Source organism: Campylobacter concisus, from assembly GCF_003048405.1.
GTDB lineage: Bacteria > Campylobacterota > Campylobacteria > Campylobacterales > Campylobacteraceae > Campylobacter_A > Campylobacter_A concisus_Q.
Genome location: NZ_PIQS01000001.1, coordinates 648,897 through 670,691, shown reverse-complemented (window position 1 = coordinate 670,691; position 21,795 = coordinate 648,897). Strand labels below are relative to the sequence as shown.

24 protein-coding genes and 1 pseudogene are annotated in these 21,795 nt (G+C 38.5%); 15 read left to right on the top strand and 10 right to left on the bottom strand.

Features of this window, described 5'->3' with window-relative positions:
* The first annotated feature begins 12 nt into the window (after positions 1 to 12).
* Complete coding sequence (locus tag CVT18_RS03545) at positions 13 to 885, top strand: cytochrome-c peroxidase (protein ID WP_107824243.1); 873 nt, start codon at positions 13 to 15, stop codon at positions 883 to 885.
* Positions 875 to 3,295 (top strand): GGDEF domain-containing phosphodiesterase, encoded by a 2,421-nt coding sequence (locus CVT18_RS03540; RefSeq protein WP_107824242.1) that lies wholly within the window; start codon positions 875 to 877, stop codon positions 3,293 to 3,295. The genes CVT18_RS03545 and CVT18_RS03540 overlap by 11 nt, the downstream gene beginning before the upstream one ends.
* Before the next feature lie 3 nt (positions 3,296 to 3,298).
* On the opposite strand, the gene CVT18_RS03535 is transcribed toward CVT18_RS03540, so the two are convergent.
* Positions 3,299 to 4,057, bottom strand: coding sequence for an exodeoxyribonuclease III (locus CVT18_RS03535; RefSeq protein ID WP_107824241.1), 759 nt, complete (start codon positions 4,055 to 4,057; stop codon positions 3,299 to 3,301).
* 53 nt (positions 4,058 to 4,110) lie between these two features.
* Here CVT18_RS03535 and CVT18_RS03530 point away from each other — a divergent pair, with 53 nt between their 5' ends.
* On the top strand, positions 4,111 to 4,476 hold the full coding sequence (locus tag CVT18_RS03530) for a diacylglycerol kinase (protein ID WP_107824240.1): 366 nt from the start codon (positions 4,111 to 4,113) through the stop codon (positions 4,474 to 4,476).
* A 1-nt stretch (position 4,477) separates the two neighbouring features.
* Complete coding sequence (locus CVT18_RS03525) at positions 4,478 to 4,705, top strand: replication/maintenance protein RepL (protein ID WP_087577237.1); 228 nt, start codon at positions 4,478 to 4,480, stop codon at positions 4,703 to 4,705.
* Positions 4,706 to 4,732: 27 nt separating this feature from the next.
* On the opposite strand, the pseudogene CVT18_RS03520 reads toward CVT18_RS03525, so the two are convergent.
* The 4 genes and pseudogenes from CVT18_RS03520 to rpsT form a co-directional block, all read right to left on the bottom strand.
* Positions 4,733 to 4,970, bottom strand: a pseudogene (locus CVT18_RS03520) (FAD-binding protein); the annotation flags it as partial.
* A 160-nt stretch (positions 4,971 to 5,130) separates the two neighbouring features.
* Positions 5,131 to 5,550 carry a TOBE domain-containing protein gene (locus CVT18_RS03515; protein WP_087578186.1) on the bottom strand — a complete coding sequence of 140 codons (420 nt, stop codon included), beginning with the start codon at positions 5,548 to 5,550 and terminating at the stop codon, positions 5,131 to 5,133.
* A gap of 343 nt (positions 5,551 to 5,893) precedes the next feature.
* Entirely contained in the window at positions 5,894 to 6,961 is a 1,068-nt protein-coding gene (gene prfA, locus CVT18_RS03510; RefSeq protein ID WP_103628977.1) for a peptide chain release factor 1, read from the bottom strand.
* A 13-nt stretch (positions 6,962 to 6,974) separates the two neighbouring features.
* Positions 6,975 to 7,244: a 30S ribosomal protein S20 gene (gene rpsT, locus CVT18_RS03505; RefSeq protein WP_004317319.1), complete on the bottom strand. Its 270-nt coding sequence runs from the start codon at positions 7,242 to 7,244 to the stop codon at positions 6,975 to 6,977.
* A 157-nt stretch (positions 7,245 to 7,401) separates the two neighbouring features.
* Between rpsT and glmM the strand changes: the two genes are divergently transcribed.
* The 6 genes from glmM (at position 7,402) to CVT18_RS03475 (ending at position 12,094) form a co-directional block, all read left to right on the top strand.
* Entirely contained in the window at positions 7,402 to 8,742 is a 1,341-nt protein-coding gene (gene glmM / locus CVT18_RS03500) for a phosphoglucosamine mutase (RefSeq protein ID WP_087585081.1), read from the top strand.
* On the top strand, positions 8,735 to 9,187 hold the full coding sequence (gene lspA, locus CVT18_RS03495; RefSeq protein ID WP_103628978.1) for a signal peptidase II: 453 nt from the start codon (positions 8,735 to 8,737) through the stop codon (positions 9,185 to 9,187). The genes glmM and lspA overlap by 8 nt, the downstream gene beginning before the upstream one ends.
* A complete protein-coding gene (locus tag CVT18_RS03490) occupies positions 9,177 to 9,539 on the top strand; it encodes an NINE protein (protein ID WP_107691818.1) in 363 nt (120 codons plus the stop codon). Before lspA ends, CVT18_RS03490 begins: the two co-directional genes overlap by 11 nt.
* A gap of 9 nt (positions 9,540 to 9,548) precedes the next feature.
* Entirely contained in the window at positions 9,549 to 9,983 is a 435-nt protein-coding gene (locus tag CVT18_RS03485; protein ID WP_004317437.1) for a CopD family protein, read from the top strand.
* Between the two features lie 9 nt (positions 9,984 to 9,992).
* Complete coding sequence (locus CVT18_RS03480) at positions 9,993 to 10,538, top strand: hypothetical protein (protein WP_103648588.1); 546 nt, start codon at positions 9,993 to 9,995, stop codon at positions 10,536 to 10,538.
* A 116-nt stretch (positions 10,539 to 10,654) separates the two neighbouring features.
* A complete protein-coding gene (locus tag CVT18_RS03475; RefSeq protein WP_054195976.1) occupies positions 10,655 to 12,094 on the top strand; it encodes an acetyl-CoA carboxylase subunit A in 1,440 nt (479 codons plus the stop codon).
* A gap of 239 nt (positions 12,095 to 12,333) precedes the next feature.
* Here the strand turns inward: CVT18_RS03475 and CVT18_RS10285 are convergent, their stop codons facing one another.
* A complete protein-coding gene (locus CVT18_RS10285; RefSeq protein ID WP_178140545.1) occupies positions 12,334 to 12,621 on the bottom strand; it encodes a PQQ-binding-like beta-propeller repeat protein in 288 nt (95 codons plus the stop codon).
* A gap of 270 nt (positions 12,622 to 12,891) precedes the next feature.
* On the opposite strand from CVT18_RS10285, the gene CVT18_RS03465 reads away from it, so the two are divergent.
* Both CVT18_RS03465 and gdhA read left to right on the top strand, forming a co-directional pair.
* Positions 12,892 to 13,479 carry an SMI1/KNR4 family protein gene (locus CVT18_RS03465; protein ID WP_103628981.1) on the top strand — a complete coding sequence of 196 codons (588 nt, stop codon included), beginning with the start codon at positions 12,892 to 12,894 and terminating at the stop codon, positions 13,477 to 13,479.
* A gap of 194 nt (positions 13,480 to 13,673) precedes the next feature.
* A complete protein-coding gene (gene gdhA, locus CVT18_RS03460) occupies positions 13,674 to 15,032 on the top strand; it encodes an NADP-specific glutamate dehydrogenase (RefSeq protein WP_107824239.1) in 1,359 nt (452 codons plus the stop codon).
* Between the two features lie 522 nt (positions 15,033 to 15,554).
* Here the strand turns inward: gdhA and infC are convergent.
* The 3 genes from infC to CVT18_RS03445 all read right to left on the bottom strand — a co-directional run bounded on the left by infC (position 15,555) and on the right by CVT18_RS03445 (position 18,807).
* Positions 15,555 to 16,073, bottom strand: a complete 519-nt coding sequence (gene infC / locus CVT18_RS03455; RefSeq protein ID WP_103628983.1) for a translation initiation factor IF-3 — start codon at positions 16,071 to 16,073, stop codon at positions 15,555 to 15,557.
* The gene (gene thrS, locus CVT18_RS03450; RefSeq protein WP_107824238.1) at positions 16,070 to 17,890 is read right to left on the bottom strand and encodes a threonine--tRNA ligase; all 1,821 of its coding nucleotides are present in this window, start codon (positions 17,888 to 17,890) and stop codon (positions 16,070 to 16,072) included. Before thrS ends, infC begins: the two co-directional genes overlap by 4 nt.
* Positions 17,891 to 18,240: 350 nt before the next feature.
* On the bottom strand, positions 18,241 to 18,807 hold the full coding sequence (locus CVT18_RS03445) for a YbaK/EbsC family protein (protein ID WP_103628985.1): 567 nt from the start codon (positions 18,805 to 18,807) through the stop codon (positions 18,241 to 18,243).
* 64 nt (positions 18,808 to 18,871) lie between these two features.
* Between CVT18_RS03445 and ung the strand changes: the two genes are divergently transcribed.
* Complete coding sequence (gene ung, locus CVT18_RS03440) at positions 18,872 to 19,564, top strand: uracil-DNA glycosylase (RefSeq protein ID WP_103628986.1); 693 nt, start codon at positions 18,872 to 18,874, stop codon at positions 19,562 to 19,564.
* Between the two features lies 1 nt (position 19,565).
* Here the strand turns inward: ung and CVT18_RS03435 are convergent, their stop codons facing one another.
* Positions 19,566 to 19,859, bottom strand: a complete 294-nt coding sequence (locus tag CVT18_RS03435; RefSeq protein ID WP_103628987.1) for a hypothetical protein — start codon at positions 19,857 to 19,859, stop codon at positions 19,566 to 19,568.
* Between the two features lie 80 nt (positions 19,860 to 19,939).
* On the opposite strand from CVT18_RS03435, the gene CVT18_RS03430 reads away from it, so the two are divergent.
* Both CVT18_RS03430 and CVT18_RS03425 read left to right on the top strand, forming a co-directional pair.
* Complete coding sequence (locus tag CVT18_RS03430) at positions 19,940 to 20,467, top strand: pyridoxamine 5'-phosphate oxidase family protein (RefSeq protein ID WP_103628988.1); 528 nt, start codon at positions 19,940 to 19,942, stop codon at positions 20,465 to 20,467.
* A gap of 28 nt (positions 20,468 to 20,495) precedes the next feature.
* Complete coding sequence (locus tag CVT18_RS03425; protein WP_234410286.1) at positions 20,496 to 21,662, top strand: replication-associated recombination protein A; 1,167 nt, start codon at positions 20,496 to 20,498, stop codon at positions 21,660 to 21,662.
* Positions 21,663 to 21,795 lie beyond the last annotated feature (133 nt).

Here is a 21,795-nt window from a genome sequence, read left to right as displayed (position 1 = left end):
TTTAGGGGCGTTATGAAGGGCGTTATACTTTGTCTATTTATCATCACGATTTCATTTTGTAAATATGAATCCTACAAACCTCTCACAGTAGTAAAATATAATGAAGAAAAGGCTCTGCTTGGCAAAAAACTCTTTTTTGACAAAAGACTAAGCCCAAATGAAAACTACTCTTGCCAAACTTGTCACAACTTGTATTGGAATTTAAGTGGAAGCAACCAAGATAGCATGGAAAAAGGCACTTTAAATCCTCCAACCATATTAAATGCTGCAGCAAACTATCTATTTTATAGCGATGCAAAGATTAGCAATTTAAAAGATCAAGTAAAAGAGTCCATAACTTCTAGAATAGAACTAAACTCGGATAACGACAAGATAGTCGATTCTGTAAATAACATCTCTGAGTACAAAATTTTATTTAAAAAAATTTATAATGACGGAATTAATTTTGATAATATTGCAGATGCGATAGCTGAGTTTGAGAAGGCTGTCTTGAGTGTTGATTCGCCATTTGATCGTTTTATATCAGGTGATAACAATGCCATAGATGATAGTGCAAAGAAAGGATTTGAGATATTTAATAATATAGGCTGTGCCGCTTGTCACAATGGTAGAAATTTGGGAGGAAATTTGACACAAGATATTGGACGAGAAAGAATTTCTGCCTTAGATACAAGCAAAAGATTAAGAAAAGTGCCATCACTAAGAAATATTACAAAAACTGCTCCATATTTATCTCATGGAGAGATAAACGATCTAAAAGAGGCTATAAGCTTTATTGGTAACTATCAGCTAGGATACGTTCTTAGCAAAGATGAAATTGATGCTTTATACTCATTTTTTCTGACATTAAATGGTAAAAAGCCTAGGATACTAAATGAGTACTAAACGAATAAAAACCATACTTAGCGTCTTAACAGCTATATTTTTCATTAGTGCATTTTTTATATATAAAGCAAATATAGCTATTGGTGCAGCTCATAAATTTGATGACGGGATTTTAAATCTAAAATTTATAGACAATGAGATAACTTTTTCTTTAAATAATATTTATGACATCTCAAACTACGACAAACTCAATGCTGACATAAATTCTTTTGATACAAATTTGAGCAACCTTTCAATGCTTAGTGATGAGATGCTGTTATTTCATCAAAATGAAATAACAAAAGATCTACAAAACATAAGAGATGTATTTAGTAAAAAAGTATTTTTTTTACAAAGATCAGCTTATGTAAACTCATCTATAGATTCTTATATCCAAATAAGTCAATATGAAATACAAAATCTCGCACTTCCAAACAAGCTTGAGCCTATATTTTATGCGATAAAAGGTGCTTTGATGCTTAGTCCTGAAGTAATAGATGAAATTTCAAAGCAAATAAAAATGTATAAAAACGAGTATAAAGATAACCAAAAAGCTCAAAATCTATTAGACAAGATACTTTATGCAGCTCAAGCTACAAAAACTTTACATACAATCTCAAATAGTGTAAAAGAGCTACATCTTGATAATCTGATAGAAAATTTTAGAAACAAAATCCTAGAATTTCACTCTGATGAGGTGAATAACGCAAAAATAGCTCAGATAATTTGCCTACTTACATTTATAATATTTTGTTCATTTGGTCTCTATCAAATCAAAATGGCCTCAGGACGCTTAAGACAGATAAAACTCCTAAGTTCTACAATTGAAAACGATCATAGTTCTATTATCTATTGTGACAAAGACAATAGAATTTCATATGTAAATAAAACCTTTGAAGAAAAAACTGGCTACAAGCTAAAAGAATTAATAGGCAAAAACCCTAGAATACTAAAATCATATATGCACCCGCAAAGCTTTTATGAATCCATAAAAGAGGCTGTGCAAAAATCTCTACCTTGGGAGAGCGATGAGCTTATAAGTAGAACAAAAAGCGGTGATTTTTTATATGAAAAGGTAAAATTTTTACCATTTTTCTTTAAGAATAAATTTGAGGGCTATATAGCGGTAAAACTTGATAGGACTAAAGAGACACTGATATTAAACGAGCTAACCCAAAAAAATGAACAAATAAAAATACAATCTTCAATCGATAAGCTAACAGGCTTTGGCAACTACTTTGCTTTAACTGAAATTTTAGACGCACAAAAAGATGGAGTGCTAATTTGCTTAAGCATTAAGAATTTTAAAATTTTAAGATTCTTTTATCAAACTAAGATTATCGATGCAATGCTAAAAGCAGTAGCTGATACACTAAAGCTTTGTATAGATACTTCTGAGATAAAAGCAAAGCTATTTAGATTTCAAGATGACGCATTTTATATATGGTATGAAGGTGATAATATCGTAAGAGATATTGAATATATAAGAGAATATTTTGGTTCAAATAGAATAAATGTCGCTATTGATGAAAAATTTGAAAATTTACCAGGCATAAAGATGGTATTTGGTGTTTCATTGCCAAATGATACCCCACAAACTAACCGCCTAATGCAATCAGTCCTTGCAAATCAGCTCGCAATAGAAAATGGTAGCAATATTTACTACTATCTAGAAAATGACGCCATTGAGATGAAATATCACAAAAACCAGCTGGCAGTTCAGCTAATCGAAGATGCGTTAGAAAACGATAGAGTCATAGTAGAAGCACAAGGTATCTTTAACTTAGAAGAAAATGAGACCGAAGCAAAATATTATGAAGTTTTGGTTCGTATAATCGATCAAAATGGCAAGATACACTATCCGGGCGAATTTTTAGATATTGCCATGAAAACGCAACTATATCCGCAGATAACCAAAAAGGTGATAAGTCTTGCGTTTGATCTAGCCAAGAGATATCCAGATTATATGTTCTCGATAAATTTATCAATTACCGATATTGCTGATGCTAGTATGAGGGAGCTTATAGAGAGCAAGCTAAACGAGTGCAAAGATCCTAATAAAATTTGCTTTGAAATGCTAGAGAGTGAAGAGCTTAGCGACTATGTTGCGGTAAATTCTTTTATAAAACGCGTCAAGGGCTATGGATGTAAAATTTCGATTGATGACTTTGGCTCAGGATACTCAAACTATTACCGAATTTTGGAGCTTGATATAGACACTATAAAGATAGATGGCTCGATAATCAAGAAACTTCCATTTGACGAAAATGCTAGAGTTCTAGTAGAAACCATCGTAAGCTTTGCAAAAAAACAAGGCTACAAAATAGTAGCCGAGTTCGCAAGCTCAGAAGAAATTTTAAACCAAATCAAAAATTTTGGAATACCTTACGCACAAGGTTTCTTACTGGGCAAGCCTCGCAGAATGGAATAGTGGCTAAATTTCTATATCTATCCCAACTGGGCAGTGATCGCTGCCTGTGATCTCTGGCAAGATAAATGCGTCTTTTAGCCTATCTTTTAATCCTTGCGAAATAAAAAAATAATCAATTCTCCAACCGACGTTTTTAGCCCTTGCATTAAAGCGGTAGCTCCACCACGAGTAAGCGTCTGCTACGTCGCCATTTATAGCTCTAAAAGTATCTATAAAGCCACTTTTTAGCACCTCATCGATCCATGCTCGCTCGATAGGTAAAAAGCCAGAAGTTTTGGCATTTGCCTTTGGATTTTTAAGGTCGATCTCACGGTGAGCGGTATTTACATCACCGCAAAATATCACCTCTTTACCGCTTTTTACAAGTTCTTTGCAGTAAGCTAGAAATTTCTCGTAAAAGTCCATTTTATAGGCTAGGCGCTCGTCATCCTTTTGTCCGTTTGGAAAATAGATATTAAAAAGTACAATATCGCCAAATCTATGCTCCAAAACACGCCCCTCCGTGTCATCAAAGAAGGCTGCCTTTTGTGTAGAAATGTCAAAATTTGCTAGGCTCATCACACCAGAGTATCCGGCCCTCTCGCCTGAGTTTACGCTTATATCTTTAAAGCCAAGGTTATAAATTTCTTTTGGCACATCACTTTCTTTAACTTTAATCTCTTGAAGCGCCAAAAAATCAGGCTTTTGCTCAGTAAGCCATGCAAAACCATCTTTTGTTACAAGTGCTCTAAGGCCATTTACATTCCAGCTAATAAGTTTCAAATTTCATCCTTTTTTTAATTATAATTATGCCAAAAATCACAAAAAGGAAAATTATGAGAAACCAGCCAGAGTATAAATTTTTTAAAAATTTTGGCTACGCAAGAGAGGGTTTGGCTGAAATTTTTAAAAACGAAAAGAGCTTTCGAATAGAAATTTATATATTTTTGGTAACTACGATCTCGCTATTTTTTTGGAATTTTGGCCTTGTTTTTAATCTATTTTTGATCTTTAGCATGGCATTTGTGCTAGTTTGCGAGTGCCTAAACTCGGGCTTAGAGCGAGTAACTGATCTTGCAAGCCCAGACTATCACACCCTAGCAAAGGCGGCAAAAGATGCAGGAAGTGCAGCTGTGATGATCGCAAATTTCTTATGTGGCGCGCTTTGGTGCGTGGCAATAGGGTATAAAATTTGGGGCTAGTATGAATGAAGAAATTTACAAGGCAATCATTGGTGAGAAAAAGGTAGAAATTATAAATTTGCTAGTTAAAAGCTGTGATGAAAATGGCTTTATTGTAGTAAAAATTTCAGAAATTTGTGAAAAGCTAGATGTGAGCAAACCAACCGTGATAAGCACGTTTAAGTTACTTGAAGAGAAGAAAATTTTTGAACGAGTAAAAAACGGAGTTTATAGATTTAAAAATTTATAGTGGCAAGCAAACGCCTGCCACCTCTTTCTAGCCGATAGTCTCAGCAGCGATCATACCAAATGTCAAGCGGTCAGTTATCACGACGACCCTAGACGGCTGTGGCTCATGAACGCCACCTGTGATCTCACCAGCTACATATAGATTTGGTATAGGCATAGCCCGTTTGAGAGCTTATGACTTGGGCTTTTGTATTGATATTTAGGCCACCCTTTGTATGATAAACTTTTGGTATGCTACACTCTGCGTAAAATGACGGATAGGATATAAAAGTAAAAAATAATATAAATTTTAGCTATAAATTTTCTAAAAAATATTCACTACGACTTATTTAAATTTATAATTTCGTTGATAAATTTTATAGTATTTTAGATCTTAGCTTAAGAATGGGATTTAGTTAGAAGAACGGAGCAAAATTGCTCCGTAAATTATTTAACACCAACTATAATTTGAGTTGCTTTAATGATCGCAGTTACTTTATCTCCCACTTTTAAAGCTAGGCTGCTAACTGACTCTCTTGTGATGATAGCTGAAATTTTGCTGCCATTTACATCGATAATAACTTCAGCATTTACAGCTCCGTCTTTTATCTCGCTAACAACACCTTTGATTTGGTTTGTAGCGCTAAGTTTGATGCTGTCATCTTTTGAAACGATAACGCTTGAAGCTTTGAATAAAAAGATAGCTTTTTTGCCAACTTTAAGATCAAGACCTTTTTCACTATCAACTGTAACAGTTGCTTTTAGCACCTCACCGCCTGCAAGCTTAGCAGATATTAGTGAATTTACCGCACCTGTTCTTACCTCTGTGATCTCAACATTTAGTTGATTTCTTGCACTTATTGACATTTTGTCTCCTTTTTTTAATTAATTTATGGTGAAATTGTAAGGTAGAATTATTAAGTAAAACTTAAAAATCATTTATGCAAAATTATAATATCAAAAATAAAGATTTTATACTTTTAAATACCCTAGAAATCGCTATTTGAAAAATAAAATCTAAAAACCTAATTTATATTATTTTGAAAAAAATGAGAAAAAATATTACTAACTACTACTTTTAAATATCTATTTTTGTAAAATTCTTGTAAATTTGGCTTTAAAGCTTGGTAAATTTAAAAGTATTTTAATCTAAAGTAATATTTTTAGGTAAAGAAATAAATTATAAAATTTGAAATAGAAATTTGAAAGTTTAAATGCCAGCTTCTAGCATAGCTTCTGCTTGATAATGCGTAATAAGTGGCTCGATGATCTCGTCAAATAATCCCGCAGCCATAATCGCATCAAGGCGATAAAGTGTTAAATTTATACGGTGATCGCTTATGCGGTTTTGCGGATAGTTGTATGTCCTTATCCTGCCAGAACGATCTCCGGTGCCAACTTGGCTCTTTCGCTCACTAGTCTCTTTTGCAAGCCTCTCTTGCTCTTGAAGCTCATAAAGTCTAGCCTTTAGCACCTTCATCGCAGCTTCTTTATTTTTGTGCTGACTCTTGCCATCTTGGTTTGTGACAACAAGGCCTGTTGGTATATGTGTGATCCTAACGGCGCTATCGGTTGTATTTACTGACTGACCGCCATGGCCCGAGCTTCTCATCACATCGACTCTTATATCATTTGGATTGATCTCGATCTCACTATCCTCGACCTCTGGCATAATAGCCACAGTAACAGCCGAAGTGTGCACCCTGCCCTGGCTCTCGGTCTCTGGCACACGCTGAACTCTATGCGTGCCACCTTCAAATTTTAGCCTCGAGTAAGCACCTTTACCTTTTATAAGCACTATGATCTCTTTAAAGCCGCCAGTGTTACCCTCGCTTTGGCTAACGATCTCAAATTTATATCCTCGAAGCTCCGCATATCTAATGTAAGCATTAAAAAGATCTCCAACAAATAGTGCAGCCTCATCGCCACCAGTACCTGCGCGAATTTCTAAAAATATATTTTTATCATCGTTTGGATCTTTTGGAAGAAGTAAAATTTTGATCTCTTCTTCAAGCTTCTCTCTTGAAATTTCTAAATTTTTAAGCTCATCTTTTGCAAGCTCGCCAAGTTCAGTGTCCTCAAGCAGGGCTTTATTTTCGTCGATGTCTTTTAAAATTTCTAGATATTTTGTTGAGGCAGTTGCGACTGGCTCGATAGATGATTGCTCTTTTGAGAGCTTTGTCATCTTTTCGATATCGTTTGCTATATTTGGATCACTAAGAAGCGTAGAAATTTCATTATAGCGGTCCAAAAATGGATGAAGTTTATCAGCAAACATTAAATTTTATAAATTAAGCAGCTTTTAGAGTATTTACTAATTGTGCAAGGCGACTAACACGGCGAGCAGCAGTTTGTTTCTTCAAAAAGCCTCTACTTACGAAGCTGTGGATGCTTTTGTTAGCAACTTTTAAAGCTTCATTTGCAGCATTTAGATCTTTAGCTTCTACAGCTACACGCACTGCTTTTGTGATGTTTTTAAGTCTAGTGCGGTAAAATCTGTTTCTTTCTGTTCTTTTTATAGTTTGTCTAGCTCTTTTTTCAGCAGATTTATGGTTTGCCATAATATACCTTTTTTGATAATTTTAGTCCGTGATTATATGAAAAATATATTTAATTGTAACTGAATTTAAGTCAGCTTTAAAACAAATAAAATTTTAGATTTTAAATTTGATAATTTCTGATAAAATAGCACCATTTTATAATAAAAAGGATAAATTGATGAAACTTTTTGGAACAGACGGAGTTCGTGGTAAGGCTGGCGAAAAGCTTTCAGCTCAAACATCTATGCGCCTTGCAATGGCTGCTGGAATTTACTTTAGAAAGACCTCAGCGACAAATGTGATTTTGGTTGGAAAAGATACTAGAAAAAGCGGCTACATGATCGAAACTGCCATCGTTGCAGGGCTAACTGCAGTTGGCTACAACGTCCTTCAAATAGGCCCTATGCCAACACCTGCGATCGCATTTTTAACAGAAAATATGCGCTGTGACGCTGGCATAATGATAAGCGCATCACACAACCCATACTACGACAACGGCATCAAATTTTTTGATAGTTTTGGCAACAAACTAGATGAAAAGATAGAAGCTGAGATAGAAAAAATCTTCTACGACGACGAGCTCATCGCAAACGCCCAAAAGACGATGACAGAGATCGGCGCAAACAAGAGGATCGACGATGTTATCGGCAGATATATCGTGCAAATCAAAAATTCATTCCCAAAAGAGTTAAATTTAAAGAATTTACGAGTAGTTTTAGACGTGGCAAACGGAGCTGCTTACAAGGTCGCACCAACCGTATTTAGCGAGCTTGGAGCCGATGTCATCGTCATAAACGACGAACCAAATGGTAGCAATATCAACCAAAACTGCGGCGCACTTCACCCAGAAGATCTAGCAAGCGAGGTAAAAAGGCTTCGTGCTGACATCGGCTTTGCATTTGACGGCGATGCTGATAGACTTGTCGTTGTCGATGAAAACGGCGAAGTTGTACATGGCGATGCGATACTTGGCTCGTTGGCTGCATTTTTGCACGAGCAAAAGGCGCTAAAAGGCGGTGCCATCGTGGCTACAGTGATGAGTAATGCCGCGCTTGATGACTATCTAAAAGCTCACAAGATCAAGCTACTTCGCTCAAACGTAGGCGATAAATACGTACTTGAGATGATGAAAGAAAATGGTATAAATTTTGGCGGTGAGCAAAGCGGTCACGTGATATTTAACGACTACGCTAAAACTGGAGATGGTCTTGTTACCTCGATGCAAGTTGTCGCGATGATGCTTAAAAAAGGTAAAAAAGCTAGCGAAATTTTTGGAGAGCTAAAGCCGTATCCGCAAATTTTACTAAATTTAAAGATCACAGAGAAAAAGCCGCTTGATAAGATAGAGGGGCTAAAAGAGCTTGAGGCTAGCCTTGCAAAAGAAGGCATAAGATCGCTCTTTAGATACTCTGGCACTGAAAATTTGATCAGACTTTTGCTTGAGGGTAAAAATCAAACTTTAGTCGAAAAACGCATGGATGAAGTTGAGAAATTTTTCATAAAAGCCTTAAATGCGTAAAAACTTAGTTAAATTTTTCATTGCATTTTTTATCATTTTTATCGTTGATCAAGCAATAAAAATGATATTTATAGATGGTTTTTCGTGGGAGGGCGAGTTTTTTTCGCTAGTTCTTACATATAATAAGGGCGTTGCATTTTCGATGTTAGCCTTTTTAGATGAGTGGCTGAAATTTATCCAGATAGCCCTCATTTTAGGCGTTTTTGTCTATCTAGTCGTTGAAAAAAAGTTGCTTTGCTCGCATGCCATTTGGCTTGGAGCTTTGCTAGGAGCTGGCAGCTCAAACATCACAGATAGATTTATCCATGGCGGCGTCGTGGATTATGTCTTTTGGCATAAGTGGTTTAACTTTGCGGTCTTTAACTTCGCTGATGTGATGATCGATCTTTGCGTCGTGATGATACTTTGGCAAAGTTTTAGAAAAAGGAGAGAGAGTGGGAAATAATATCTACGTCGCATACGCTCTTTGGCTACTTACTGGCTGGCTTGGAGCGCATAGAATTTACCTTGGTAAATTTATCACTGGCTTTTTGATGATGGGACTATTTTTTATCGGTTACTCTTTACAAATCATCCTCATTGGCTACTTATTTTTGGCTATTTGGGGCATTTGGTGGATCATCGATGCATTTTTGGTTGGCGCTTATGTCGAGAAAAATTTACAAAAAGTCGAGCTAAAAGAGAGACTGAAACTAAAAGATAAAGAAGAGGACTTAAAAAGGCTTTACGAGCTTTTTGAGAATGGTGCGATCAGCAAGGCTGAATTTGAAGCTAGAAAAGAGATACTTTTTAGATAAGGAGACGTTATGGCAGAATATTATCTTTACTTAAAATACCTCCACTATTTGTTTTTCATATCGTGGATGGCAGTGCTGTTTTATCAGCCAAGGCTCTACGTTTATCACGTAGAAAATATGGACAAACCTGACTTTGTAAAAGTAGTTGAGGTGATGGAGTACAAGATGTATCACTACATCGGCTGGGTCGCACTCATTGGCTCATTTGTTACTGGCATTTTGATACTTATCGCGATGCCTGATCTTATAAAAACTGGTCACATCCATGTTAAAATTTTGGTTGTCATCTTAATGGCTATCTATCACCTAGACCTTGGACGCTACATGAAGCAGCTCAAAGAAAAACGCTGTAACAAAAGTGGCATCTTCTTTAGAGCTTACAACGAAGTGCCAACTATCGCGATGCTTATCATTATCTGGGTCATGATAGTAAATCCATTTTAAGGGAATTTGATGAAGAAATTTTTAGCATTTATCGCTTTGCCAGCACTCTTGCTTGCAGCGACTCAGTACTTTGAGCCGATGCAGATAAAATTTGACAATAGACTATATTCACTAGCATATTCAGCCAAGCCTGTGCCAAATTTATTCACGCAGGAGTACTTGCTCCCTGGTGAGAAGTTAGATAGTTTTAGCTACATGCTCTCGCTAAATACGCTTAAATTTGACGCTACACCAGAGCAAGCAGTCGAGCAAAAGATAAATGATCTAAAAGAGCTAAAAGCAAAAGGACTAAAAGTGGCTTATAAAAAGGGCTCGCTGGCAAATGAAATTTATCTTGATATCACGATATTTTCAAATCTAAATGGCGTGCCAACAGCTGAGCACTCGATATATCGCTACACCAAGCAAGGCGGAAATTTAGTCCTTTTTACCATCCAAAGGCGCGCTTATAAAAAAGAGGGCATTCAAAGATTTGCTACAAATTTCACGATCGAGTCGCAAGATTTTAGCAAAAAAGCCCTAGCCACACCTTTTCCACAAATCATCAATAGATAGAAAAATTTGAGTGTAAATTTAGCCTTTGCACTCAAATTTTAAAACCAGACTTAATAAATTTATCTAAAAATAAAACGAATAGTTATATGATAAGCAAAACTCAAAAAGGATAGCCTATGATACATAAAATTCTTATCGCAAATCGTGGTGAGATCGCAGTTAGAATAGTCAGAGCTTGTAGGGATTTACACATTCAAAGCGTAGGAATTTACACAGCACCAGATAGCGAGTGCTTGCATGTAAGGATCGCTGATGAGGCCTATCAAGTGGGCGAAGATCCGATTAAGGGCTATCTTGACGCCAAAGCGATCGTAAAGCTTGCTAAAGAGTGCGGGGCTGACGCGATACACCCAGGATACGGCTTTTTAAGCGAAAACTACGAATTTGCAAAGGCAGTCGAGGACGCTGGGCTTATCTTTATCGGTCCAAAGGCTGAAGTGATCAGAAAAATGGGTGATAAAAATATCGCAAGATACCTGATGAAGAGAAACGGCATACCAATCGTTCCAGGCACAGAAAAGCTAAATGACGAGAGCATGGATGCCATAAAAGAGCACGCTAGACGCATCGGCTACCCAGTCATCTTAAAAGCAAGCGGTGGTGGTGGTGGCCGTGGTATCAGAGAAGTTTGGCAAGAAGAAGATATGCAAGATGCCTTTGAGTCTTGCACCAGAGAGGCAAAGACCTACTTTAACAACGATGAAGTCTTTATGGAGAAGCTTGTCGTTAATCCTCGCCATATCGAGTTTCAAATTTTAGGCGATAACTACGGCAATATCATCCACCTTTGCGAGCGTGACTGCTCTATCCAAAGGCGCCACCAAAAGATCATCGAGATCGCACCTTGCCCATCAATTAGCGAAAATTTAAGAAAGATAATGGGCGTAACCGCGGTGGCCGCTGCAAAGGCTGTGGGCTACTCAAACGTAGGAACGATTGAGTTTTTGCTAGATGACTACAATAACTTTTACTTTATGGAGATGAACACTCGTATACAAGTGGAGCACGGCATCACTGAAGAAATCACCGGCCACGACCTAGTCGTTAGACAAATAAGAATCGCTGCGGGTGAAATTTTAGAGATCGAACAAAGCGACATCAAACCACGTGGCTACGCGATAGAGGCTAGGATCACGGCTGAAAATGTCTGGGAAAATTTCATCCCAGCACCAGGCACGATCGAGGGCTACTATCCAGCTCTTGGTCCATCTGTGCGCGTCGATAGCCACGTCTATAAAGACTACACCATACCGCCATTTTACGACTCACTTATCGCAAAGCTGATCGTAAAGGCGACCGACTACGACCTTGCTGTAAATAAGCTTGAAAGAGCACTTGAAGAATTTACCATCGAGGGCGTGCGAACGATCATCCCATTTTTACTAACGATCAGCAAAAGTAAGGAGTTTAGAAGAGGATTTTTCGATACTAGCTACGTTGAGAAAAACTTAAAAACTATCCTTGAAAACACCTATGATGATATGAACAAAGAGCCAAATGACGACCTAGAAGAGGTCATCGTAGAGGCGATAAAAAGATATAAAAAGAAGAGATAAATTTATCTCATTGCAGCTTTGGCGATAAATTTCGCCAAGGCTAAATTTCCACGCAAACTGTATGCGTCTTAGCTTTATCATTTACCATAGCGTAGAGTCTACTGGAATGATCTGATCTGTAACTAAGCCAAAATTTCAAACTATATCTTTTTTAGTAGCAAGCCATCTTTAGCACTTATCAAAACTGGCTTATTTTTGTGATTTGCGAGCAAAATTTAACCATTAGTCCAAGCAAAGTACTATGTGCCGCTGGTTTTAAATTTGAATATCACCTCGCCACTTTTCGCCTCAACGGCATAGAGATGTCCTTTATTGCCAGCGGTGCGAAAGTAAAGCACACCCTCATACAGGTAAACTGGCGTGTAGAGATATGTGTCAAGCTTTAGCCACCAGATAGTTTTGCCTATTCTTGTACTATGATGCTCTTTAGGTGGCATAATCACGTTTAAATTTTCATCTTTTGCTTCACTTTTGAACTCTGAGCCACCCAAAATTTCTTTGCACTCCATCATAAATGGTGAGCTCATGCGCACGCAAAAGCCATCAAATTCATACGTTTTAGCGTCGTTATAAATCTATTTTATGGGATACGCGACTTTACCAAGCCAATTTACTTCATCATTAATCCTTTATAACATCTCACATTTAGTGATTGCTAGTTTTCTTAGTTGTCTCTGCCAGCTTCTTAAATTTATGAAGATCGTGGTCTAAATTTGGCGACAAATGGGTCAAAATTAAAAGCGCACCGAGTTAAATTTGATAAAATTTGCCAAAATTTAGCAGATTAAAGGACTGATATGTTTTTAAAGTTAAACCAGATAGCTCAAAAGTTAGATCAAATTTTCTTGCCACTAGAGCAAGAGGGTATGGCTGGCATGAGACTCTTGCTTCAAAATGATGTTAAAGCCACCACACAAGCACTTAAAAACGCAGAAAAGGCTCTTGGCGTAAATTTTCCAGCTAAATTTACAAAGCTTTTAAGCAAATTTGACCTTGGAAATTTTGAAATTTGCAATGTCAAATTTGGCTCCAGAGGTGACTACGCGAGTGAGCTAGTACGACTAAATAGCGTAGATGAGTTTGGTGGCAAATGGTGGCAAGGTGAAGCTCGCCCTTTAAATCTGATAGTTTTTGCCGTAGGTGATCCGTGGATATTTTTGCTTGATTGCACGAGTGGCGCGGTCTACGCATGGCTTCTTGATGATGAAGAAATTTGCAACAGGTGCATTGCGAGTGACTTTGAAAAATTTTTCATAGCGCTTGCTAGCATCGATATAGCAAGGCTAAACGATGAAGCTATGCCATCAACCGAGCAAATCCTAAAATTTGTCCAAGCAGATGGTAGAGCCCTTCTTTTCTGGCAAGAGATGGCATATGAAATTTAGCAAAATTAGGCTTCTTGGCCTAAAATCTCTTTTATAAATTTATCCCAGCAACCAAAGCAAAAACCACTTTTTGTAAATTTAGTTTCGATATGTAACACTCATTGCCCAAAATAAAAATATTAAAATATCTTTAAATAAAAATTTTTTCTAGCCGAGCTAATATTTAACTACAAAAAAAGGAAAAAGGAGCAAAAATGAGCGAGTACATCGAACAAACGATGGAGTGGATAAAGAAGACCAACCCAGGTCAAGGCGTCTTTATCCAAGCTGCGACTGAGGTGCTAAACAGCCTAGAGCCGCTTATTAAAAGAGAGAGCAAGTACCAAAAACACGCGATCCTAGAGCGCATCGTCATCCCTGAGCGCACGGTGATTTTTCGCGTCACGTATACGGGCGACGACGGCAGACCGCAGGTAAATAACGGCTACCGCGTGCAGTTTAACTCAGCCGTTGGCCCATACAAGGGCGGTCTAAGGCTCCACCCAAGCGTCGATCTTGGCGTGCTAAAATTTCTAGGATTTGAGCAAATTTTTAAAAACTCACTCACGGGCGTAAATATCGGCGGCGCAAAAGGCGGCAGCACCTTTGATCCAAAAGGCAAGAGCGAAGGCGAGATAATGCGCTTTTGCCAAGCATTTATGAGCGAGCTTTACCGCCACATCGGCAACACCGTAGACGTACCCGCAGGCGACATCGGCGTGGGTGCTAGAGAGATCGGCTATATGTTTGGCCAGTATAAAAAGCTAACTGGCAGATTTGATGGCATCCTAACTGGCAAGGGGCTAAACTGGGGCGGCAGCCTAGCGCGCACAGAGGCCACTGGATACGGGCTGGTATATTTCACACAAAATATGCTAAAAAAAACTGGTCTATCGCTTGAAGGCAAAAAATGCAGCGTCAGCGGTAGCGGAAACGTCGCCATCTACACGGTCGAAAAGCTCTATCAAGTAGGCGCACTGCCTATCACGGTTTCTGATTCAAACGGATATGTCTATGACGCCGAGGGCATAGATCTAGCGGTGCTTAAAGAGCTAAAAGAGGTCAAGCGCGCTCGCCTTAGCGAATACACTAAATTTAGACCAAATGCAAAATATGTAAGTGTGAGCGAGTACAAAGAGGGCAGAAACGGCGTCTGGGACGTGCCATGCGACGGAGCCTTCCCTTGTGCGACACAAAACGAGCTTCACCTAGCCGACATAAAAGTGCTTTACGCAAATGGCTGCCGCTTCGTGGCTGAGGGTGCGAACATGCCAAGCACGCTTGATGCGATAAATTTCATGCTTGCGCAAAAAGACTTTCACTTTGCTCCGGCAAAAGCAGCAAACGCTGGTGGCGTGGGCACAAGCGGCCTTGAAATGATGCAAAACGCCGGCATGACTTCGTGGAGCTTTGAGGAAGTCGATCGCAGACTTCATGGCATCATGAACCACATCTTTGAACTAAGCTATGAAACTAGCAAAGAGTTTGGCGATGAGGGCAACTTGGTGCTTGGCTCAAATATCGCTGGCTTTAGAAAAGTGGCTGATGCGATGATAGATCAAGGATATGTATAGGGCTGATTTTGCTCTTAGCTCTATAAATTTGCGTCCAAGTTAAATTTGGACGTAAATCAATATGAAGTTACTTTGGTTTTTAGCTAGAAGCGAGTTTTCTTTTAGCAAGAGATAATTAAAAAATTTTATAAATTTAAGCTATAAACGAGCGAATTTTTTATCAAATTTAATCTGCTATTAAGCGAAATCTAACTTAAAACACTAAACAAAAGTAGCATGGGCTTACAAACCCGAAAGAAGTTGATTTCACCCCTCCCAGATTATTTTCAGCACAACGCCCATGCGAGCGATAACAAAGCGGGTAAATTCCAGCAAATAAAGACCAAAATTTACTAAATTTAAACCACATCCAAATTTTGCCTATCAAATTTAACCATAAGGTATATCAACCCTGCAAACGCCTTTGCGTAAATTTAACACATATAAAAATGATAGGATTTTTGGAAAATAATTATTTATAAGTTTTTGTATTTAAAATTTAATGTAAGAAAGAGCAAGCCCTAGCCCGCTCTTTGTGAAAATTTAACCCTTTTTTGGAGTTACTAGCATATTTACATAACGACCTTCTATCATAGGCTCTTTGTCACGATCAGCTTCATCTTTGATCATCTCCCAGACCTTTTCAAGCATAGCTACGCCAGCTTCTGGAGTGCTCATCTCGCGACCCTTTAAAAATACACGAAATTTAACGTGTTTGCCATCTTGCAAAAACTCGCTTGCGTGTTTAACCTTGTAATTTATATCGTTTTGGGCGATCTTGACAGAGAGTTTTATCTCTTTTATCTCGATGGTTTTTTGCTTTTTCTTAGCCTCTTTTTGCTTTTTCTCTTGCTGATAGCGGAATTTACCATAGTCCATTATCTTGCAAACTGGTGGCTTCGCATCTGGCGCTATAAGCACTAGATCAAGCCCAAGCTTATTTGAGATCTCTAAAGCCTCATCTCTTGAGATGACACCATATGCCGTGCCATCATCCCCTACACATCTTACCTCTCTCGCCCTTATGTCCTCATTGAGCAATACTTCATTTTCCTTACTCAAAAATGTACCTCACTAAGTTTCTCCTTCGTTAAATTTATAAATTCCGCCAAGCTCATGTCGCTCTGCGTCCTAGCCTGTCTATCGCGCAACGCAACACTCTTGTTCGCCACTTCGTTGTCTCCTAGCACGACTATCATAGGCACCCTTTGTTTTTCTGCCGTTCTTATTCTTTTATTTAAACTCTCATTTTTACTTGCGATCTCGCTATCAACGTTGATCTTTCTTAGCTCACGTGAAATTTCTTTTGCGTACTCTAAATGTGCGTCGCTAATAGGCACGATAACAACCTGTGTAGGTGCGATGAAAAATGGCAACTCACCAGCAGTGTGCTCAAGTAAAATTCCTATAAATCTCTCAAAACTGCCAAGCAAGGCTCTGTGAAGCATTACAGGACGCTGTCTTTCGTTGTTTGCGTCGATGTAGCCAAGATCGAAACGCTCAGGTAAGTTAAAATCAACCTGGATCGTACCACACTGCCATTTTCTCTTAAGTGCGTCGGTGATCTTAATGTCAATCTTTGGTCCATAAAATGCGCCACCGCCCTCATCAATGCCGTATTTAAAGCCATTTTCATCAAGGGCCTCTTTTAACGCTTTTGTAGCAGTTTCCCAAATTTCATCCCCGCCGATTGCTTTGGCTGGTTTGGTTGAAATTTCCATCTCGTAGTTAAAGCCGAAATTCTCCATTATCTTGCCAGCAAATTTTAAAATTTCTAAGATATTTTCTTTGATCTGGCTTGGCATACAAAAGATATGTGAGTCGTCCTGGGCAAATTCGCGCACTCTGAAAAGTCCGTGCAAAACGCCGCTTTTTTCATGTCGGTGTACCACGCCGTATTCGAAAAATTTAAGCGGCAAATCGCGGTACGAGCGGATGTCGCTTTGATAAACCTTGATGTGACCGACGCAGTTCATCGGCTTTATGCCATACTCCGCGTCGTCAATAGTCGTAAAGTACATATTTTCTTTATAATTTGCGTAGTGGCCGCTCTTTTTCCACACGTCAGCTTTTAAAAGCTCTGGCCCACGCACTGGCTCATAGCCGCGGTCGCGGTGAGCTTTGTATAAAATTTGCTCTAGTTTTGATCTCAAGCGTCCGCCGTATGGCAACCAGATCGGCAAACCGCCGCCTACTTCGTCGTCAAATGTAAATAGCTTCATCTCGACGCCAAGCTTTCTGTGGTCGCGCTTTTTAGCCTCTTCGATGATGCGGATGTGCTCTTTTAGGCTCTCTTTATCTGCATATGCTGTGCCATAAATTCTAGTTAGCATCTCGCGATTCTCATCGCCGCCAAGATATGCGCCAGCCACGCGTGTAAGTTTGAAAAATTTTAAAAATTTAGTATTTGGCAGGTGTGGTCCACGGCAAAGATCTTCAAAATCGCCTTGCGAGTAGCTGCTCACTTCGCCATCTGGAATTCTTTTTAAGACCTCTTGTTTTAGGTCGTCATCTTTAAATTTATCGCTCATATTAGCTTTGGTTGAGCAGGTTTTAACTATGTCAAATTTCTTCTCAGCAAGCTCTTTCATCTTATCTTCGATCGCTGCTAGATCACCCTCGCCTAGCTTCGTACCCTCATCATCAACTCTAAAATCATAATAAAATCCATCTTCTACGTTTGGTCCGACAAAGAATTTCGCCTTCGGATAGAGTGATTTGATAGCTTGTGCCATGAGGTGTGCACAGGAGTGTCTGATAACGTGCAGTGCCTCTTTTGAGTTGTCAAAATAGATAGGCTCAGCACTACTCTCACGCCCTGCGATACTTTGAGTATCGACTATTTCGCCATTTAGTTTGTATGCGATGATATCGCTCATTGTTTTTCCTTATATCAAATTGTCTTTTTTACGATAAAAGAACGTTTAAGGATTTTATCTAAATGGGCTTTAAGCTAAACTTAATATTTACTAAGCAAATTTTTGTAAATTCTTTTTAAATCCACAAGCTTTAATCTATAAATTTGTTTATAAAATATATATATTTATATTTAAATGTGTAAATCCCTAAATTTAAAGCTTTTTATTTATATAATTTATTATATTTTAAGATTATGCCTGATAATATTTGTTCTTGAAATGAATTTAGCAATTTCTCGTCTTTGCATTATTTAAATTCATTTTTCTCCCGACAATATTTAGTGCTAGGAAGTGGTTAGCCTAGCACTTTTTTATTCTGCAAAATTTATTAGCGTTGGTTGCACTATCTTTGTATAATCTTTTGTATTTAAAATGATCGATCTATCAAGTAGCCCCGCATTAAACGCGATCTCATCGTTTCTTTGTAGCAACCTTTCATCAACTACGATGTGTAAATTTTTATGAAAGCTAAATGGTGGCACTGAACCAAAAACACAATCTGTCAATGCCAAAACTTCATCTGGACTAGCTAGGCTTGCCCTTTTGCCGTCAAATTTTTGTGTCAAGCTATCAAGATTTGCTTGCATATCGGCTGGCAAAATAGCCAAAATATAAATTTTACCAGCCTTCATCGCTGGCTTTTCATCGCTTAGCAAATAATCATTTATCACATTTTCATCTTTAAAAATTTGCCTAAATTTCTCCTCATCTACCCCTTTAATAGAGCAAACTAGAGCCTTTGCGCCTTGGCTCATCTTTGTTCCTCTAAGTTTTGCTACCTCCTCTGAAGTGGTCGCACTCTCATGGTTTAGAACTTTAAATTTGGCTTCATTCTTGCTAAGAAGCTCATATATCTTATTAAAAATTTGCTCTGACACAGCTCTTTCCTTTGGATAAATTTTAGTTAAAATTATACCGCTAAAACTTACAAAAGGCAGGAAAATGCAGATAAATTTAGATGATATAAAGATCGAGCCAAGCTGGAAAGAAGCGCTAAAAGATGAGTTTTTGAGTGAAAATTTCGCGCGTATCAAAGAAAATTTCTTAAAAGCAAAGAGTGCTGGCACCGTCTATCCGCCAAGTGCGCTTATATTTAACGCATTTAATCTAACGCCGTTTCACTCTGTCAAGGTCGTCATCCTAGGCCAAGACCCATACCACGGCGCAAATCAAGCCATGGGATTAAGCTTTTCAGTACCTAGTGGCGTGAGAGTCCCGCCAAGTCTTATAAATATCTATAAAGAGATTTACGCTGATCTTGGCATAAAAGAGCCAAATAGCGGCGATCTAACAAAATGGGCAAAGCAAGGCGTGCTGCTTCTAAACTCAACTTTAAGCGTTAGTGCTGGAGTGGCAAATTCTCACGCAAGCTTTGGCTGGCAGGGCTTTACAGACGCCGTCATAAAAAAGATAAGCGAAAATTTACAAAACGTAGTTTTTATGCTTTGGGGCAATCCAGCTAGAGCCAAAGCACCGCTAATAGACGCCAGCAAGCACCTCATCTTAGAGGCAGCACATCCAAGTCCACTGGCTCGTGGAGCATTTTTTGGCTGCCGTCACTTCTCAAAAGCAAATATCTACCTAGCAAACCACGGCAAAACTCCAATAGACTGGGATCTAAACGTAAAAATTTGATCTATTTTTTTAGATCATTTAAAAGCTTGTTTGTCTCTTCAAGCTGTCTTTTGCAAAATTTCTCATCTTTGTTTTGCAAAATTATGGCTTCTTGGCCGCTTTGTCTTTGTTTAAACTCATCAAATTTAAGCTCAAAAAGCCTTAACGCCTTTTCATCATTTGCGAGTCGCTTGCTCTCTTTGGCATAAAGCTCGTCAAGATAGAGCCTACTTTGCTTGATATATTCATTGCAAACATCGTTTGCATGGACTAAATTTACGCCAAGTAAAATGGCAAAGATAGCTATTTTTTTCATGTTTTTCCTTGAAATTTTTGCGTTATACTAGCCTTTAAGCACTTAAATTTTAAAATGCTTTTTCAAAAAAAGGATAAAAAATGAGACGAAAAGATAGAGAGCTAAGCCGTGAAGATGGCTTAAAAATCATAGATGAATGCGAATATGCGGTAATTTCATGCGTGGATGATGAGGGAGAAATTTTTAGCGTACCGATCTCGCCTGTTAGAGTTGGCGAAAGTATTTTTATACACGGAGCTACCGCTGGCTGTAAGGCAAAACTACTTCAAGATGGACGAAAAGTGGAATTTGTCTGCGTTAGTTTTAACAAGGTCCCGCATCTAAGCGAAAGTGAGCTAGATGCGATAAAAGATGATGGCAAGGCACTTGGAGGTAAGGTTTTTACGACTGAGTACAAAAGCGCCATCGCAAAAACTAGAGTTTATGAGATAACAGACGAAGCTAAAAAATATGAAATTTTAAAAATTCTCAGCCTAAAATATACAGCTTATGCGATGAACACCTTTGAAACAGCGGCTCAGTATGGGTTAAAGATCACTAAAATTTATGAGTTTAAGATAGAAAGTCTTAGTGCAAAGGCTAAAATTTTGCCAAAACCAGCAAATTAAAGGAGTAAATTTGAGCTCACTTGCACTGATGTTTAGACCCAAAAACTTGGATGAAATTTGCGGACAAAAGGCAGTTAAAGCGGCATTTTTAAAATTTATAGCCTCTAGCAAAATCCCACACTCCATCTTTTATGGTCCAGCAGGCTGTGGCAAGACGAGCTTTGCAAGGGCAGTAGCAAGTGGTGCAAACTACGACTTTTGCGAGTTTGATGGCGGAAATTTAAAGATAGATGACTTTCGCAAAATTTTAAAAAACTACGAAAACGCTCTAAATAAACCGCTCTTTTTCATAGACGAGATCCACAGGCTTAGCAAGACCCAGCAAGAAGCGCTACTCATCCCCATGGAAAACTACAAGGCCCTAGTTATCGGCGCTAGCACGGAAAATCCCTTTTTCACGCTAAGCTCAGGCATCAGAAGTCGCTCGATGCTCTTTGAGTTTAGACCGCTTAGCAGTGGCGATTTTGAGGAGCTTCTTGGCAAGATAAGAGAGCAAATTTCATTTAGCATTGACGAAGAAGCAAAAGAGTATCTCTTTAAAAGTAGCGGCGGCGACGCAAGAGCTATGCTAAATTTACTCGAATTTGCCATCACGCTTGATGAAAATGTGAGCCTAGAAAATTTAAAAACACTTTGCCAAAACGCCCTAAAAGAGGGGGCAAAAGAGGACGACACGCACTACGAGCTAGCAAGCGCTTTTATAAAAAGCCTGCGTGGCAGCGACGAAAATGCCGTCATATACTACCTTGCAAGGCTCATAGACTCTGGCGAGAGTGCGGACTTCATCGCTAGAAGGATGGCGATATTTGCCAGCGAAGACATCGGCAATGCAAACCCAAATGCGCTAAATTTGGCCGCAAGCACGCTAAGCGCGGTAAAAGAGATAGGCTTTCCAGAGGCTAGGATCATACTTGCTCAGTGCGCCATCTATCTAGCTAGCTCGCCAAAGTCAAACTCCAGCTACAACGCGATAAATGCCGCCCTAAGATACGTGCAAAGCGAAGAAATTTTAAAGATCCCGCCATATCTAAAAAATCACACAAAAGAGAGCAAAGACTACCTTTATCCGCATGATTTTGGCGGCTGGGTCGAGCAAAAATACCTAGAAAAACCACTCGTTTTTTACAAAAGCAAGGGCATAGGCTTTGAAAAAACGCTAAATGAGTGGCTAGAGAAAATAAAATCCAAGGGTTAAATATTAGGCTTTACTCTGTCAGATTTATGGAGTAAATTTTAAAAGAAACGTAGATGAACTAGCAAAATTTAGCGTACATCGCAAATTTAAAGATAGAATACGTGCCTTGGGGTAGATTAACGACGGCTTACGG